Annotated in this window: 12 protein-coding genes; 6 read left to right on the forward strand and 6 right to left on the reverse strand. The window is 70.8% G+C overall.

The annotated features are described in order from the left end of the window. The first annotated feature begins 234 nt into the window (after nt 1–234). Together ABD793_RS13600 and ABD793_RS13605 are read left to right on the forward strand one after the other, a co-directional pair. Nucleotides 235–3219, forward strand: coding sequence for an AfsR/SARP family transcriptional regulator (locus ABD793_RS13600; protein WP_344859511.1), 2985 nt, complete (start codon nt 235–237; stop codon nt 3217–3219). 75 nt (nt 3220–3294) lie between these two features. Further along, a complete protein-coding gene (locus ABD793_RS13605) occupies nt 3295–4431 on the forward strand; it encodes a hypothetical protein (RefSeq protein ID WP_344859515.1) in 1137 nt (378 codons plus the stop codon). Nucleotides 4432–4488: 57 nt separating this feature from the next. On the opposite strand, the gene ABD793_RS13610 is transcribed toward ABD793_RS13605, so the two are convergent. From ABD793_RS13610 to ABD793_RS13620, 3 genes are read right to left on the reverse strand one after another with little or no spacing between them, the layout of a single operon-like run. Then, nucleotides 4489–4944 (reverse strand): DUF4396 domain-containing protein, encoded by a 456-nt coding sequence (locus ABD793_RS13610; protein WP_344859517.1) that lies wholly within the window; start codon nt 4942–4944, stop codon nt 4489–4491. A gap of 31 nt (nt 4945–4975) precedes the next feature. Next, nucleotides 4976–5548 (reverse strand): DUF305 domain-containing protein, encoded by a 573-nt coding sequence (locus ABD793_RS13615; RefSeq protein ID WP_344859519.1) that lies wholly within the window; start codon nt 5546–5548, stop codon nt 4976–4978. Between the two features lie 60 nt (nt 5549–5608). Next, on the reverse strand, nt 5609–6151 hold the full coding sequence (locus ABD793_RS13620) for a hypothetical protein (RefSeq protein WP_344859521.1): 543 nt from the start codon (nt 6149–6151) through the stop codon (nt 5609–5611). A 208-nt stretch (nt 6152–6359) separates the two neighbouring features. On the opposite strand from ABD793_RS13620, the gene ABD793_RS13625 reads away from it, so the two are divergent. Beyond that, a complete protein-coding gene (locus tag ABD793_RS13625) occupies nt 6360–7343 on the forward strand; it encodes an autoinducer 2 ABC transporter substrate-binding protein (RefSeq protein ID WP_425548700.1) in 984 nt (327 codons plus the stop codon). Between the two features lie 7 nt (nt 7344–7350). On the opposite strand, the gene ABD793_RS13630 is transcribed toward ABD793_RS13625, so the two are convergent. The 3 genes from ABD793_RS13630 to ABD793_RS13640 all read right to left on the reverse strand — a co-directional run bounded on the left by ABD793_RS13630 (nt 7351) and on the right by ABD793_RS13640 (nt 10898). Continuing rightward, the gene (locus tag ABD793_RS13630) at nt 7351–8892 is read right to left on the reverse strand and encodes an esterase-like activity of phytase family protein (RefSeq protein ID WP_344859525.1); all 1542 of its coding nucleotides are present in this window, start codon (nt 8890–8892) and stop codon (nt 7351–7353) included. Nucleotides 8893–8981: 89 nt separating this feature from the next. After that, nucleotides 8982–10133 (reverse strand): DUF6923 family protein, encoded by a 1152-nt coding sequence (locus ABD793_RS13635; RefSeq protein ID WP_344859527.1) that lies wholly within the window; start codon nt 10131–10133, stop codon nt 8982–8984. Between the two features lie 3 nt (nt 10134–10136). Beyond that, nucleotides 10137–10898 carry a bestrophin-like domain gene (locus ABD793_RS13640; protein ID WP_344859529.1) on the reverse strand — a complete coding sequence of 254 codons (762 nt, stop codon included), beginning with the start codon at nt 10896–10898 and terminating at the stop codon, nt 10137–10139. A gap of 511 nt (nt 10899–11409) precedes the next feature. On the opposite strand from ABD793_RS13640, the gene ABD793_RS13645 reads away from it, so the two are divergent. The 3 genes from ABD793_RS13645 (at nt 11410) to ABD793_RS13655 (ending at nt 15421) form a co-directional block, all read left to right on the forward strand. Further along, on the forward strand, nt 11410–12822 hold the full coding sequence (locus tag ABD793_RS13645) for a family 2B encapsulin nanocompartment shell protein (protein ID WP_344859531.1): 1413 nt from the start codon (nt 11410–11412) through the stop codon (nt 12820–12822). A gap of 171 nt (nt 12823–12993) precedes the next feature. Next, the gene (locus ABD793_RS13650) at nt 12994–14373 is read left to right on the forward strand and encodes a family 2B encapsulin nanocompartment shell protein (protein WP_344859533.1); all 1380 of its coding nucleotides are present in this window, start codon (nt 12994–12996) and stop codon (nt 14371–14373) included. A 25-nt stretch (nt 14374–14398) separates the two neighbouring features. Then, a complete protein-coding gene (locus ABD793_RS13655; protein WP_344859535.1) occupies nt 14399–15421 on the forward strand; it encodes a family 2 encapsulin nanocompartment cargo protein polyprenyl transferase in 1023 nt (340 codons plus the stop codon). Nucleotides 15422–15459: the final 38 nt, after the last annotated feature.

Below are 15459 nucleotides of genomic sequence, written 5' to 3' on the forward strand. Positions count from 1 at the left end.
GCTGCCGTACCTACGAAGGTCGGGTGCCGGGCAGGTTCACCACCCTTGCGGAAGTCCTTTCCAGACGGTGGGAAATCCGCGCAGGCAGGGAAATCGACGAGGCATCCTGGCCCGGATCCCCGAACGGGGCATGGCCACCGCAGGTGCGAACGGCGTCCACAACCCGTACAAACCGCTGCTTAAGGGGTATCCGGCACCGATTGGCGCTAGCTAACCGGGACGGACGCTCCTAGCATGCCCGGACATGGGGACCTTGCCGCCAAGGCGGGTAAATTGACTTCGCTGACCTTCCGGATCCTGGGGCCGCTGGAGGTTGTCGCCGGAGGACGGACCGTGCCGTTGGGCGGTCCGAAGCCGAGGCTGCTGCTGGCCGCACTGGCCCTGCAGCCGAATCTCGTGGTGTCCACCGAAGCGCTGGTGGAAGTGCTCTGGCCGGACTCCGCGCCGCGGTCCGCGGCGGCGAACATCCGGACCTACGTGCATTCGCTGCGAAGACGGCTCGCCGAAACCGCACCCGAGCTCGGCGACCGGATCGGCAGCCGCTCGTCGGGTTACCTGCTGGCGGTGCCGGAAGAAGAGCTCGACCACCTCGTCTTCGCCCGGCTCGCCGCACAGGCGCACGAGACGCTCGAACGCGGTGAACCGGAGGCCGCGCTCGGGCTGCTCGACCGGGCCAACGGGCTCTGGCGCGGTGCGGTGCTGGAAGGCCTGCCGCACGATCCGGGCTGGGAGCCGGCCGTCGCACGGCTGACGGAGCTGCGCCTGTCAGTCCAGCGCAAGCGCTTGCGTGCCCGGCTCGCCCTCGGCCGACGCAGCGAAGCGATCGCCGAGCTGCGTGGGCTCGTCGCCGAACACCCGTTGCGCGAGCAGCTGTGGCACCAGCTGATCACCGCGCTGCGGGACGACGGCCGGGTCGCCGAAGCACTCGAGGCCTACCGGAGCGCGGAGCGCACGCTCGCCGACGAACTGGACGCGCAGCCCGGCGCCGGGCTGCAGGAACTGCGCGCCACCCTGGTCCCGCCACCCGCTTTCCCCCGCCCCGCCACCGGCTCGCCGGTGTGCCAGCTGCCGCTCGACCTTCCGGACTTCACCGGCCGGCAGGACCTGGTCGGGCAGCTGGTCACGCGGCTGCGCGAGCACGGTGCGGATGCTCGCCCCGCAGTGGTGGTGCTGTCCGGCGCACCCGGTGTCGGCAAGTCCGCGATCGCGGTCCGGGTGGCGCACGCGGTCCGCGACGCGTTCCCCGACGGCCAGCTGCACGTCGACCTGGCCGGGACTTCGCCGGCACCGCGGACGCCGATGGGCGTACTGGCCGAACTGCTGCGCGCGCTCGACATCCCGGACTCCGGAATGCCGCGTGCGCTGCCGGAGCGTTCGGCGTTGCTGCGTTCGGCGCTGGCCGGGCGCCGGATGTGCGTGGTGCTCGACGACGCCGCCGGCGCCGCGCAGGTGCGCCCGCTGCTGCCCGGCGCGGGTGCCTGCGCGGTGCTGGTGACCAGCCGGGTCCGGTTGCCCGATCTCGACGGCGCGCTGCCGGTGGACGTCGACCTGCTGCCCGAACCGGAGGCCGCGCGGCTGCTGGAGGGCATCGTCGGCAGGGAGCGGGTGGCCGCCGAACCGGCCGACGCGGCCGCGATCCTTCGCCAGTGCGGGCACCTCCCGCTGGCGATCCGGGTGGCCGGCGCGAAGCTGACCCACCGGCCGAGCTGGTCGCTGCGGATCCTCGCCGAGCGGCTGCACGACGAGCACCGGCGGCTCGACGAGCTGCGCGTGGGTGATCTCGCGGTCCGCGCGAGCGTGGCACTGAGCTACGACCTGCTGCCGATGTCCGCGGCCACCGCGTTTCGCAGGCTGGGCACGCTGGGCCCGGTGCATTTCCCGGCCTGGGTGGTTGCCGCGGTACTGGGCAGGCCGTCCGCCGACGACGTGCTCGACGTGCTCGTCGACGCGCACCTGGTGGAGCTCGTCGCGACCGACGTCGCGGGCCAGCCACGGTACCGGCTGCACGACCTGCTGCGGGTGTATGCGGCGGAGCTGGCCGAACGCGACGCCCCCGGCCGCACGAGGGAAGCCATCGGGCGGGTCCTGCAGGGGTACCTCGCGCTCGCGGTCGAAGCCGCGGACCGGATGCCGATCCGCTTCTTCGGCCAGTACCGCTGCGGCAAACCGCCTGCACTGCCCGTGCACCGGCGGCCTGCCGATCCGGCCGCCTGGTTCGCCGCGGAACACACAGCCTGCGTGGCACTGGTCCGGCTGGCCGCCGGACAGGGCTTCGACGAACCGGCCTGGCGGCTGAGCGCGGCTCTCACCCCGTTCTTCGACCTGCGCGGACACCAGGACGACTGGCACGCCACCCACGCGGTCGCGCTGGCCGCCGCCCGGCGTTGCGGCGCCACCCGTGGCGAGGCGATCATCCAGCGCAACCTCGGGCAGGTGCTGCTCTACCAGGACAACGACGCGGACGCACTGCTCGCGTTCGAGGCCGCACGCGAGCAGTACCAGCGCATCGGCGACCGGCAAGGGCTCGGCGTCGCGCACGCGGGGCTCGCCACCGTCCTGCGGATGCAGGGCGACCACGAAGGCGCGCTGGCGCCCTGCCACGAGGCGCTCCGGTTGTTCGAGGAGGCCGGGGACCGGCACGGGGAAGCGGTCATCCGGATCTCGATCGGCGCGATCTGGATGGCCCGCGCGTGCTTCGCCACCGCCCGCCGCTGGTTCACCGACGCGCTGGAGCTGTCCTGCGAGATCGGCGACCGGCACCGCGAAGCGCATGCGCTGCAACGGCTCGGGCTGCTGCACCAGCGCCAGGGCAATCTCGCGCAGGCACGCGAGCACGTGACCAGTGCGATCGCCGTGTTCACCGATCTCGGTGACGACCACTGCGTCGGCTACGCCAATCAGAATCTCGGTGAGCTCTGCCTGTACAGCGGCGATTTCGCACACGCCCGGCTGCTGCTGGTCAACTCGCTGAGCGTGCACCGGCGCAATGGCGACCGCCGTTCCGAGGCGACCGTGTCGCAGCTGCTCGGCGAGTTGCACTCCGCGCTCGGCCAACCGGAACGTTCGCGCCACTACGCCGAGCGCGCGCTGGCGATCCGCCACGAGCTGTCCGCCCGGCCACAACCGTTCGCCCCGCCGGCAGCGCAGTCGTCCGCACCGCCACAACCGTCGGGCCGGTTGCCGGAGATCGGCAAACCGCACCGCATCGTGTCCGCCTGACGCGCGGACCCGGATACCCCGTTTCGGCCCGTTCCCGGACCAGGATTCGTCCCAGGTCCGGGAAAGGAGCGGAACGTGATCCGATACGGAGTACTGACGGTGCTGCTGGGGGCGGCCTCGGTGCTGCCGGCGCCGGCCACGCACGACTGGCAGGTCGACCTGTCCACCGTGGACAGTGCCGATTTCGGCGTCGCCACCGTCGGGGGCACGCTGAGACCGGACGGCGCGGCCGGGGACAGACCGGGTGTGCTCGTGACCGCCGAGCACCGGCTCTCCCCCGCCGCGGACCGGGTGAGCGCACGCGTCGACGCGGAACTGCCCGCCGGTGCCGAGGTTCAGGTGGACGTGCGGGGCGCGACCGGCGAGGCCTGGACGGAATGGCTACCGGCGGGCACCACGTTCCCACACGCGGTAACCCTGGTGCAGGCACGAATCTCGCTGTCCGGTCCGGCCGCCGTGCACGCGGTGACCTTGTCCGCGGACCGGGTCGCACGGGCGGACGCCCCGGCCGGCGGGGCGCCGTCCAGCTACCGGATCTACGCCACCAGGGAAGGCCTCGTCGGCGGTACCACCTCGAACGGGCACCGGATCACCGAACGCGACCACTTCGTGTCCTTTCCGTCGACGAAGTCGGTGTCTCCCCTGGCAACCGGCAGTTACACCGCCCGGGTGTGCCGCACCGACGCCGCCCGCTGTGAGTACGCGCCGGTGTGGGAGGTCGGGCCGTGGAACGAACACGACGACTACTGGAACCCGTCCGCCGAGCGGGCACAGTTCCGGTCGCTGCCACCGGGCGTGCCGGAAGCACAGGCGGCCTATCTGGACGGTTTCAACGGCGGCAAGGACTCCCGCGGGCGGACTGTGCGCAATCCGGCCGGGATCGACCTGGCCGACGGCACGTTCTGGGACGGCCTCGGCCTGACCGGCAGCAGCTACGTGGACGTCACCTTCCTGTGGACCGGCGCGGCGACGGCAAGCGGCGTGGTGACCACGGCGGGCGCCCCGCTGAACCTGCGCGCGGACGCCACGACGTCCGCCGCCGCGGTCGGCTACGCGGCGAACTACGCGAAAGTCCCCGTCGAGTGCACCGTGCAGGGCGAGCCGGTGTCCGGTGCGTTCGGCACCAGCACGACCTGGGCCCGGCTCGGGCCGGGACAGTATCTCGCGCAGGCTTACCTGCGCACGGACTCCGCCGCGCCGCCGTGTTCCTGAGCCGCCCGTGTTCCTGAGCCGCCGGGGTCAGCGGCGTGTCCGGTCCGGCTTCCCGGATCAGTGGTGGTGGGCATGTACGACGGCGTGCCCTCGGCCGCGGCCGATCATCCACTTGTTCACCGGCACCGTGACCACGAAGGCGATTGCGAGCGAGACCACCAGTGAGAGCCAGAACAGCCCGCTCGTGAGCCCCGCGTCCATCGCGCCCGGAATGGCCACGACCACGGTGTTGTCGACGATCTCCATCACCGCGATCGACACCGTGTCCGCGGCGAGCGCGATCTTGAACGCGGCCGCGGCGCCGAGACCGGATTTGAGCACCCCGCGCGCGGTGAGCCCGTAACCGAAGACGAACGCCAGCACGATCGAGAGCACCACGGTGGCCGCGTTGTGCCACCCGAACGCGGTACCGAGGACCATGCCCAGCACTTCGCCGATGGCACAGCCGGTGAGGCAGTGCAGGGTCGCCTGGACGGCGGTGGCCCAGGACGCGCCGTGCTGGCGTTCGCTCATCCCTTCACGATACCCCCACAGGGTATTTTTGTCAGCCGAGCATGCCCCGCATGGTGGCGATTTCCGCCTGCTGGGTGTCGACGATCCGCCGGGCCATCGCCTTCGCCCCGGCGTCCCGGCCCTGCGCCAGCTCGGTACGGGCCATCCCGACCGCACCGGTGTGGTGCCGGACCATCAACTCGAGCCACCGGCGGTCGAACGCACCATCACGAAGCCGGTCCAGACCAGCGGTATCGACCATGCCGGACATACCGTTGCCGCCCGGGTCGCCGTGGTCCATGCCGCGGTGACCGGGGTCGTCGTTGCCCGTGACGGGGTTCCCGGACGGTGCGGCAGCCCAGTCCGTCAACCACCGGGTGAGCTGGTCGATCTCCGGCTGCTGGGCCCGTCCGATCTGCTCGGCCAGGCTGCGGACCTGCGGATTCGCGGTGTGCGCCGGGACGTCCGAGGACATTTCCACGGCCTGCCGGTGGTGCGGGATCATGCCCTCGGCGAACGTGACGTCGGCGGCGTTGTGCTCCGCCTCCTGCTCACCGGAGCACGACGAGACGAGCAGGGCAGCGACCGCGGGCAGCACGAAGCCCACGAGGATCTTGCGGTTCATTTCTTGTTCCTTCACTGGGTACTGCGAATGGAATCGGACGAGCGGGACACCGCCGTCCGATCAGATCCGCAGCACGCAGCACACGCCGAGCACCCCACGTCCCGCCGGCCATGGCGGCGCCCGCGCGGCCGGAACGCCCCCGGCACCCCTGCCGGACGCGAACGCCCGGCCCCGCCACGACCAGCCACGCGCGACGAGCGCCAGCACCAGCCCCGCAACCCCCAGCAGCACAGCCAAGCAGAGGTGCCCCATCGAATGCACACCACCAGCAAAGCCGGACACCAGCGCTCCGGCCGCTCCAGCGTTGTCCAGCACTTCCGCCGTCGCTGTCGTGGTCGGTGGCGTGGGCATCGGGAGGTGGCCGGACGGCCGTGCCGCCTCGTCCGGCATCCCTGCATGTTCGGAAATTCCGGGCGGGGCGGGCATCTCGTGCGGTGTCGGAACGTGGTGCATTGCCAGTACGCCCACCACCAGCAGGCCGAGCAGCAACCAGCGGAACGGCCCGGACAGCGCCCGCGAAGACGACACCGAGCCAAGCGGGGCGGCGCGGGAGGACCGCGCCGATCCGGGCAGCGCCGGGGCGGGGACGGGCGGGGCAGGCATCAAACCGCACTCTAGCCGGACCGGCCGGCCGAATGCCCGCACAGATACCCCGAACGGACAGCCACGCGGCCGCCGTTCGGCGGTTGAACTCACTTCCGTAACCCTTTGCACACATCCGGTTGACCGCCGTGATCGGTGGCCTTAGGTTTCGGCAGCCAGATCAGGGACCCGGGGAACGGTGAGGATGCGAGGGCGAACGAAAGCGCGCATGGCACTGCTGCTGTGCGCAGTGCTGGCCCTCGGCGGCTGTTCGGCCGATCGACGGCCCGGACCGGGCCCGGAACCGGCCCGGATCGTGTTCGTGCCGAAGGTCGGCGGGATCGCCTACTTCGACGCGATGAACGCCGGTGGACTGCAGGCCGCTCGCGAACTCGGCGCGCACTGGAGCACCCGCGCGCCGGCGTCGGTGGACCCGGCGGCACAGGCGGCGATCCTGCGTCAGCTGATCGGCGAGCAGGTCGACACGATTGCCGTCGCGCCCAACGATCCGGCCTCGCTCGCCCCGGTGATCGCGGACGCCCGCGCACAGGGCATCCACGTGCTCACCACCGACACCGACGCCGCCACGTCACAGCGTGAGGTGTTCGTGAACCAGGCCACCCCCGAGGGGATCGGCTCGGCCGTGGTCGACGCGCTGATGGCCAAGACCGGCGGCACCGGCGAGTTCGCCATCGTGTCCTGTGGCCAGACCGCGGCGAACCTCAACGCATGGATCGACGCGGAGACGGCCTACGCCGCCCAGCGTTACCCGAAGGCGAAACTCGTCGAGACCGTGTACGCGGGCGAGGACATCACCACCGCCACGAAGCTGGCGAAGCAGGTCCTCGACCGGCATCCGCAGCTCACCGGGCTGATCGGCGAGTGCACCACCTCCGCGCCCGCCGTCGCGCAGGCGGTGCGTGACCAGCAGAAGATCGGCCAGGTGTACACGGTCGGCGCGGGCACACCCCAGACGATGAAGCCGTACCTCCTCGACGGTTCCTGCTCCATGACCGTGCTGTGGAACGTCGAGTCGCTCGGCTACCTCACCGCGTGGACCGCGAAGCAGCTCGCCGACGGGAGCGCGCTCAAACCGAGGAACAACGTGAGCCCGGAGCTCCCGGCGGTGAAGTACGACGCGGCCACCCACACGATCCTGCTCGGCAACCCGCTGCTGATCACTCAGGACAACGTGGATCAGTACAAGTACTGACCCCGTCTCACCGCACGTCGAACGTCACGGTGGCCGTGCTGGTCCGCGCAGGCAGCTTCGTGGTGTCGACGTTCAGGTATTCACCGTCGTCCTGCTGCCCGTTCGGCAACGACTTGGCGTGCAGCGTGTACGGGGGTGCCGAGTTGGCGACGCCGTCGATGCCGAAGTCGTTGTCGTTGCTGATCAGCAGAGTGCGGCCGCCGTCCGTGGTGGCAACGCCTTCCACCTTGTCGTGGCCGAAGAAACCACCGCTCGGGTCCAGCTTCGTCACCAGGGCGCCGATGTCGAGGTACAGCTTCTTCGAAGCCGCCTTCACGCCCACCTTTGCCAGATCCGCCGTCGCCTCTTCGGTGGTGTCTTTGCCGACGTACGCCTCGATGCTCTTCCCACCGTCGACCGATTGCCCCTTCACGTCAGACGCCTTGCTCAGGTCGATCTCGTACAGCTTCTTGTACGCGCCCGGTTCGAACTCGCCGTCCCGCTCGTCTACGACGAACCTGGTCGCGGACAGTGCGGTGATCTCGCTGACCGCCGTGCCGGTGTCGTCCGGGTTGTCCAGCAGGTACAGGTATTCGTGCGTGGCGCGGGTTTTCAGGTCCACCGTCACGATCCGCACGGTCGCCACGTTGCCGGGCTTCTTCGTCAGATCGGGCTGTTGCAACGCCGACTGCATGATGCCGACCAGCGTCCGGCCGTCCGGCGTCACGGTGAGGCCCTCCATGCCCTTGTTCGGCACGCGGTACTTCAGCTCCGCGGGCAGCGAACCGTCGAACGGCGAGAGCCGCTCGATCGCCCGGCCGTCGGTGCGGAAGTGCGTGATGAACGGGCCGTACTCGTCGGAGGCCCAGAAGGTGCCGTCGCGCAGCGCCACGAGGCCTTCCGGGTCGTAGCCGTTCGGCGATGCCGGGAGCGGTTTGCCGTCGAGGCCGACAATCTTCTCCCCGGTGTCGGCAACGGTGCTGACCTGGCCGTTGTACGGCGAACCGTCCGCGGCGCGCAGCGGAATGCGCTTCTCCAGCACGGCTTTGCCGCCGACGAGCCGGAACTTGCCGACGGCCGGGGTGAACGACGGGATCGGCTCGACCTTCGCCCCGTCCGGTGCGTCGACGTTCGGGTCGCGGTCGGTGAGGCCGTAGAACTCGGTGCGCGAACCGGGCACCGCGGTGAGAGCGGACCCGTAGGCGCCACCGGTGATCGGCACGCCACCCACCGTCGCCAGCGGCGGCAGGTCCGTACGGTAAAGCCGGACCGCGTCGGACGTGGTGTAGGTGAAGGAGTCACGTCCGGTGAAACCGTCCGCGGGGGTGTAGTGGAACGAACCGTCGGCGCCGACGGTGACGGTGCCGTGCGCTGTGGCGGTGTGCCGCACCACGGCGCCACCGCCGTTGCGGGCCAGATCCCCGTGCACGCTCTGTCCCGCATGGACTCGGTAGTGCCCGTCGCGGGCGGGCACCGCGGAATGCCCGTCGCCCTGTGCCGCCGCTGTTCCTCCGGCCGCCAGGGGCAGCACCAGTATCCCGGCGGCCACCCCGATTTTCACGCGCTTCATCCGTGTTCTCCTCCTCCGGCGCCGTCCGGCACCGGTGGGAGTCTTGATGCCCGAGTTGGACACCGGCCGTCATCGAGACGACGTCCGCATTAACGAGCACGCCGTAGCCGCGCGGCCACCGCTCCGGCACCGACCACCGTGAGCACCACGGCCAGGCCCCAGCGCCGTTGCTTCTCCACCCGCTCATCCTTGTCGGCGGCTCGCTTCTCCGCGGCTCTCCGGAGCTTCGGCGACGACGAGCTGGGCGACGGTTCACTCGCAGCCGGCTTACTCGACGGCAACGGCGCCGGTGACGATGCGGACGACGGCGGCGAAGGGTGCGTCGACGAGGGCAGCGGAGGCACTGGTGACGGCGAGGGCGAGGATGGCCGTGGTGGCGTGGGTGTCGGTGAGGGCGTGGGTGGTGGCGTAGGCCTGGATGTGGTGAGGCAGCCTGCGCCGTCCGAAGCGGTGAGAGCCGGTCCGGTGCTGACTTCGGCCGGCTGGCCACCGGCGGGCAGCCGGTAGGTGACACTGCGGTACCCGATCCGGTTCGCCGTCGCATACAGCGCGTGATCCGGCCCGAACACCACCGACCCGTACGCCGAGGCCATCGGAAACCGCCGTCCCCTGACCGCGTGCACCTGGCCGGTCGCCGGATCCAGCGTGACCACCGATCCTCGTCCGGCCGGGGAAACCGATACCCCGTAAAGCAATCCGTCGGACGGGTCGTAGGCGAAGTCGTCCACTCCGGACGCCGGCAGCCACGGGTGCAACAGCCGTGGCCCGGACGCGGTGAGGTAGTCCGGACTGTGCGGATCGATGTCCACTGTGTACAGACTGTTCGCCCGCAGCAGGTACCACGAGCTCCCGGAGATCGCCCCGCCGGTGGCTCCGGTGACCCAGCTCCACCCGCCGTGATGGCCGCGGCGGCCCACTGCGCCGAGGTCCCGCACCCGTCCGTTCGCGTCGATCCGGACCGCGTGCGAGCCGTCCGGGAACGAGCCGTCGGCCACGCCGTAGGTCACGTTCTGCCCGGCCGAGTAGGCAATGGCGTTCAGCGCGAACCGGCTGGTCCCCAGCGGACGCCTGGCGCCCGAAGGCAAGGACAGCCGCACAAGTGCGGACGCCTGCCTGCCTACGCTCTCCACCTGCAGCACCGAACAGGACGCCGGTGCGGCGGCGGACCGGCGTCCGGGCGGACCCGGCAGGCCGGACATCACCAGCAGTCCCGCGACCGCGGCCACCACGACGAGGCGCACGGGTCAGCCGAGCCGCGCGAGGACGGAGGTGTACGCGTCCGGGTGCACGCTCGCCCCGCCGGCGAACGGGTTCTGCAGCTGGAAAATCGCGTACAGCAGCAACGCGATCGTCGCCGCGAGAGTGGACACGAGCACCAGGTGCGCAGCCATCCGGGTACCGCCGAACAGGTTGGGCAGCAACACGAAGATCACGCTCCCGAGGATCAGCGCGAACCACATCACCGAACCGACGCCCGGTGCCTGCGCCCCGGTCAGCCGGGACTGGCGGTCCTGGTAGACCTGCCACAGTTCGTCGGTCGCCTCGTTCTTGCGGTCGGTCTCCCAGTCGTCCGACGCGGTCGCCGCGGCGACCGCGCGGCGCATCCGGTCGAGCTGGGTCCAGCCGGTCTCCGGTTGCGGCCCGCGGTCGGCCAGCCGTGGCCACTCCTGCCGGGCGACCGTGTCGGCATAAGCGATGGCGAGCGTGCGCACCTGTTCGCCGGTGTCGCCGGGCAGCGCCTGTGCGGCCCAGGTGGCGGCCACCAGGCTGTCCGCCTCGGAGTACGAGTCGTCCCGCGCGGTGCCGACCCCGTCGAACAGCGAGATCAGCACGAACGCGACCAGCACCGCGTGCAGGCCGCCGACAATGGTGAACACCTGCCCGGCCGCGTCGTTGTTGTCCCGTCTCCCCTCGTCCCAGCCGAAGCGCCGCACCAGATAACCGATCACCGCGGCCGACCCGGCCGCACCGATCACCCAGCACACACCGGTCAGGTAGACGTTCATCCGCTTCCTTTCCCACCCGGGGAGAAATCGTTCGCCGCGCGTTCGGCTGATCGCCTGCGGGATGCCGGTGACGCTAGCCATGCGATTCCGGACCGGACAACCGGGCGCACGGCGATTCAGCCGGGTGGCCGTGTACCGCCTCCGCGATTCGCCGGAACGGAGCAGCCCCACCCGCCGGACACCTGCTTTGCGCCTTTCCCCGACCGGAAAAACTCCACCGGGACTCGCATCCGGCACCCGGGCCGGGTGAGCGCTGTTCGACCCACGGTGACCCGCGCGGGCGCTACCGGAACTGGCCACCCGACAACAGCGCGGGGAATGTCCGGAATAACGACACGGCAAACAGGTGAACGGGACGCGGGTACCCGATCGTGGGATTGTCGTGCCGGACGCACTTGCTATGTTGATTCGCGGCGCCACTATCGAATCGCATTCCGCGAACCGAATGATGCAATTTCCGCCGAAAATCCCGTCCGCCCGCCGGACAATTCGACGTTAGGTGGTTTTCGCTGTGACCGTCACGGACCCCGTCGACTCCGCGAATCCGGAACAACCGCAACTGAGCCTCGGCCGAGCCGCGGCCCGAACCATCGCGACCACGACGAAATCCGTCCCGCAGATGCAGGGCATCACCTCGCGCTGGCTGCTGAAGCTGCTGCCGTGGGTCGAGGTCTCCGGCGGCGCCTACCGGGTGAACCGGCGGCTGAGCTATTCGGTCGGCGACGGCCGGGTCACGTTCACCGCCACCGGATCGCAGATCCGGGTGATCCCGCCGGAGCTCGGCGAACTGGCGCCGCTGCGCGGATACGACGACGAGGAGGTGCTGACCGAGCTGGCGGGCCGGTTCGTCCAGCACGAGTACGAGCCGGGCGACGCACTGGTCGAGTTCGGCCACCAGGCCGACCGGGTCTTCCTGATCGCGCACGGCAAGGTGAGCAAGGTCGGCACCGGTGCGTACGGCGACCAGACCGTGCTCGGCACCCTCGCCGACGGCGACTACTTCGGCGAGAACGTGCTCGCCAGCGCGGACGGGATCTGGGAGTACACCGCGAAGGCGATCACCGCGTGCACCGTGCTCTCCTTGCCGCGCACGGAGTTCCAGGGTGTGCTCGACCGGTCCGAGACACTGCGTGCGCACCTGGACGAGATCTCCGCCAGTTCGGCACTCGCCGCCAACGACCACGGCGAGGCGGTGATCGACGTCGCCTCGGGCCACGACGGCGAACCGCAGCTGCCGGGCACGTTCGTGGACTACGACACCGCACCGCGCGAGTACGAGCTGAGCGTGGCGCAGACCGTGCTGCGGGTGCACAGCCGCGTCGCGGACCTCTACAACCAGCCGATGAACCAGATCGAGCAGCAGTTGCGGCTCACCGTCGAGGCGTTGCGCGAACGCCAGGAGCACGAGCTGATCAACAACTCCGACTTCGGCCTGCTGCACAACGCCGACTTCGGCATGCGGGTGTCCACCCGCACCGGTGCACCGGGGCCGGACGACTTCGACGAACTGCTGTCGCTGGTGTGGAAGAACCCCGGGTTCTTCCTGGCGCATCCGAAGACGATCGCCGCGTTCGGCCGCGAGTGCAACCGTCGCGGCGTGTACCCGGACGCGGTCGACCTCGGCGGGCACCAGGTACCGGCGTGGCGCGGGGTGCCGATCCTGCCGTGCAACAAGATCCCGGTCACCGGCACCCGCACCAGCTCGGTGCTGCTGCTGCGCACCGGGGAACAGGACCAGGGCGTGGTCGGCCTGCACCAGACCGGGCTGCCGGACGAGTACCAGCCGGGGCTGAACGTGCGGTTCATGGGCATCAGCGAGCAGGCCATCCTCTCCTACCTGGTGAGCGCCTACTACTCGGCCGCGGTATTGGTGCCGGATGCGCTGGCAGTGCTGGAAAACGCGGAGATCGGCCGTGGGGACTGACATGTCCGCACCGGCCACTCCCCCGCGTCCGCCCGAGACCGAACCGCCGAAGCGGCCGCTCGCCGAGCCGGTCCCGCCGCTGCCGCCTTCGGCGGCCGGACCGACCGGGCTCGGCACCACCGCCGCGCGGATCGTGCCACGACCCCCAGGCTCCGGGAAGCGAGGACCCGGATGACCGGCACCGGCGAACCGGCACTGTCGCTGTCCACCAAGGCCGCCCGCGCCCTCGCCACCACCACGAAATCGCTGCCGCAGATGCGCGCGATCACCCCGCGGTGGCTGCTCTCGCAGCTGCCGTGGGTGGCGGTGCCAGCCGGGTCGTACCGGGTGAACCGGCGGCTCACCTACACCGTCGGCGACGGCAGGCTCACCTTCTTCAGCACCGGGGCGCGAGTGCAGGTCGTCCCGGCCGAACTCACCGAACTGCCGCTGCTGCGTGGATTCGCCGACGCCGAAGCGCTTTCCGCGCTGGCCGGGGCGTTCGAGCAACGCGAGTACGCGGCCGGGGACACCATCGTCGAGGCAGGCACACCGCTGGACACCGTCGTGCTGATCGCCTCCGGCAAGGTGCACCGGACCGCTGCCGGGCAGTACGGCGGCGAGGCACACCTCGGCACGCTCGCCGGCGGCGCCCACTTCGGCGGCGAACTGCTCGGCAGCAGCGGGGAAACCTGGAAGTTCACCGCACGGGCAGCCACCCGGTGCACGGTGCTCGTGCTGTCGGCTGCGGCGTTCTCGGTGCTCAACGGCCGCATCGAGAGCCTGCGTGCGCACGTCCGGGCGACGCCGGCCGAGCCGTCCCGTTCGCACAACAAGGCCGGTGAGGCGAGCATCGACCTGTCCGCAGGGCACGACGGTGAGATCGCGCTCCCCGGCACCTTCGCCGACTACGATCCGGCGCCGCGGGAGTACGACCTCGCGGTGGCGCAGACCATCCTGCGCACCCACAACCGGGTGACCGACCTGTACAACCAGCCGATGAACCAGCTGGAACAGCAGCTGCGGCTCACCACCGAGGCGCTGCTCGAGCGGCAGGAGCAGGAACTGTTGACCAGCACCGAATTCGGCCTGCTGCCCAGCGTCGAGCACGGCCGGCGGATCACCACCCGCACCGGCCCGCCGACCCCGGACGACCTGGACGAGCTGCTCTGCCGTCGCCGCAAGCCGAGGTTCTTCCTCGCCCACCCCAAGGCGATCGCGGCCTTCGGCAGGCAGTGCTCGGCCCGCGGGCTGTACCCGGCGACCGCCGTGCTCGACGGACGGCGGGTGGCCACCTGGCGCGGGGTGCCGCTGCTGCCGTCCGACAAGATCCCGATCTCCCCGCAGGGCACCACGTCGATTCTCGTGCTGCGCACCGGAGAAGACGACCACGGCGTGATCGGGCTGCGGCCGAAGGACCTGCCGGACGAGTACCGGCCCGGCCTCACCGTGCGGTACATGGGCTTGCACGACCGGGGTGTGACGTCCTATTTGGTCAGTGCGTACCACAGCGCCGCAGTACTGGTGCCGGACGCGCTCGGCGTGCTCGACGACGTGGAGATCGGGCGTTGATCCCGGTCTCCGGAGGGGAGGAGCGATGACGACGGTGGACGCGCACGCCGGGGCCCGTGCGGTCGCGGAGGTGCTGGACTGGAGCAGGGGCCGGTGGGAACCCGCGATGCGGGCGGCGGTCGACCGGCTGCCCGCCTCGATGCGGCGGATCGCCGGCTACCACTTCGGCTGGTGGGACGCGACCGGCGAACCGGTGTCCGGTTCCGGGGGCAAGGCCCTGCGCCCGGCGCTGGTGCTGCTGTGCGCGGAGGCGGCAGGCGGGGATCCGGCGGACGCGATCGCCGCGGCCGTGGCGGTGGAGCTGGTGCACAACTTCTCGCTGCTGCACGACGACGTGATGGACGGCGACGAGACCCGGCGGCACCGGCCGACTGCGTGGACGGTCTTCGGCACCGGATCGGCCGTCCTCGCCGGAGACGCGCTGCTCACCCTCGCCTTCGACGTGCTGTCCGCGGACGGTCCGGCGGCAACCCGGCTGCTCAGCACCGCGGTACTCGAGCTGCTGCACGGGCAGCACGAGGACCTCGCGTTCGAGCGGCGGGATGAGGTGAGCACCGAGGAATGCGTGCGGATGGCGCAGGGCAAGACGGCCGCACTGCTGAGTGCGGCGTGCACGCTCGGCGTGCTGGTCGTCGGCGGCCGCGGTACGCACGTGGAACGGTTCGGCCGCTTCGGCCGTTCCCTCGGACTGGCCTTCCAGCACGTCGACGACCTGCTGGGGATCTGGGGCGATCCGGCGGTGACCGGGAAGCCGGTGTACTCGGATCTGCGCAGCCGCAAGAAATCACTGCCGATCGTCGCGGCGCTCACCTCCGCCACCACGGCAGGCGACGAACTGGCCGCCCTGTACCGGGAACCGTTACCGGACCACGAACTGGCGCACGCCGCGTCGCTTGTGGACAGTGCAGGCGGCCGAAGGTGGAGCCACGCCCAGGCCGACGGCCTGCTGAACGACGCGCTGGCCGCACTCACCGCAGCAGGCCCGACCCCGCGGCCGACCGCGGAGCTCACCGCACTGGCGCACCTGATCACCCGAAGGGACCACTGACCCGCACCACCAACCCGGACGCGTCAACACCCTGGACA

It is taken from the genome of Amycolatopsis ultiminotia (genome assembly GCF_039536925.1).
GTDB classification, from domain to species: Bacteria; Actinomycetota; Actinomycetes; order Mycobacteriales; family Pseudonocardiaceae; genus Amycolatopsis; species Amycolatopsis ultiminotia.

Excerpts from the sequence above, each read along its gene's own strand:
- ABD793_RS13600 (WP_344859511.1), top strand. The coding sequence starts at position 235 with ATGCCCGGACATGGGGACCTTGCCGCCAAGGCGGGTAAATTGACTTCG.
- ABD793_RS13610 (WP_344859517.1), bottom strand. The coding sequence starts at position 4,944 with ATGAGCGAACGCCAGCACGGCGCGTCCTGGGCCACCGCCGTCCAGGCG.
- ABD793_RS13615 (WP_344859519.1), bottom strand. The coding sequence starts at position 5,548 with ATGAACCGCAAGATCCTCGTGGGCTTCGTGCTGCCCGCGGTCGCTGCC.
- ABD793_RS13620 (WP_344859521.1), bottom strand. The coding sequence starts at position 6,151 with ATGCCTGCCCCGCCCGTCCCCGCCCCGGCGCTGCCCGGATCGGCGCGG.
- ABD793_RS13625 (WP_425548700.1), top strand. The coding sequence starts at position 6,360 with ATGGCACTGCTGCTGTGCGCAGTGCTGGCCCTCGGCGGCTGTTCGGCC.
- ABD793_RS13630 (WP_344859525.1), bottom strand. The coding sequence starts at position 8,892 with ATGAAGCGCGTGAAAATCGGGGTGGCCGCCGGGATACTGGTGCTGCCC.
- ABD793_RS13640 (WP_344859529.1), bottom strand. The coding sequence starts at position 10,898 with ATGAACGTCTACCTGACCGGTGTGTGCTGGGTGATCGGTGCGGCCGGG.
- ABD793_RS13650 (WP_344859533.1), top strand. The coding sequence starts at position 12,994 with ATGACCGGCACCGGCGAACCGGCACTGTCGCTGTCCACCAAGGCCGCC.
- ABD793_RS13655 (WP_344859535.1), top strand. The coding sequence starts at position 14,399 with ATGACGACGGTGGACGCGCACGCCGGGGCCCGTGCGGTCGCGGAGGTG.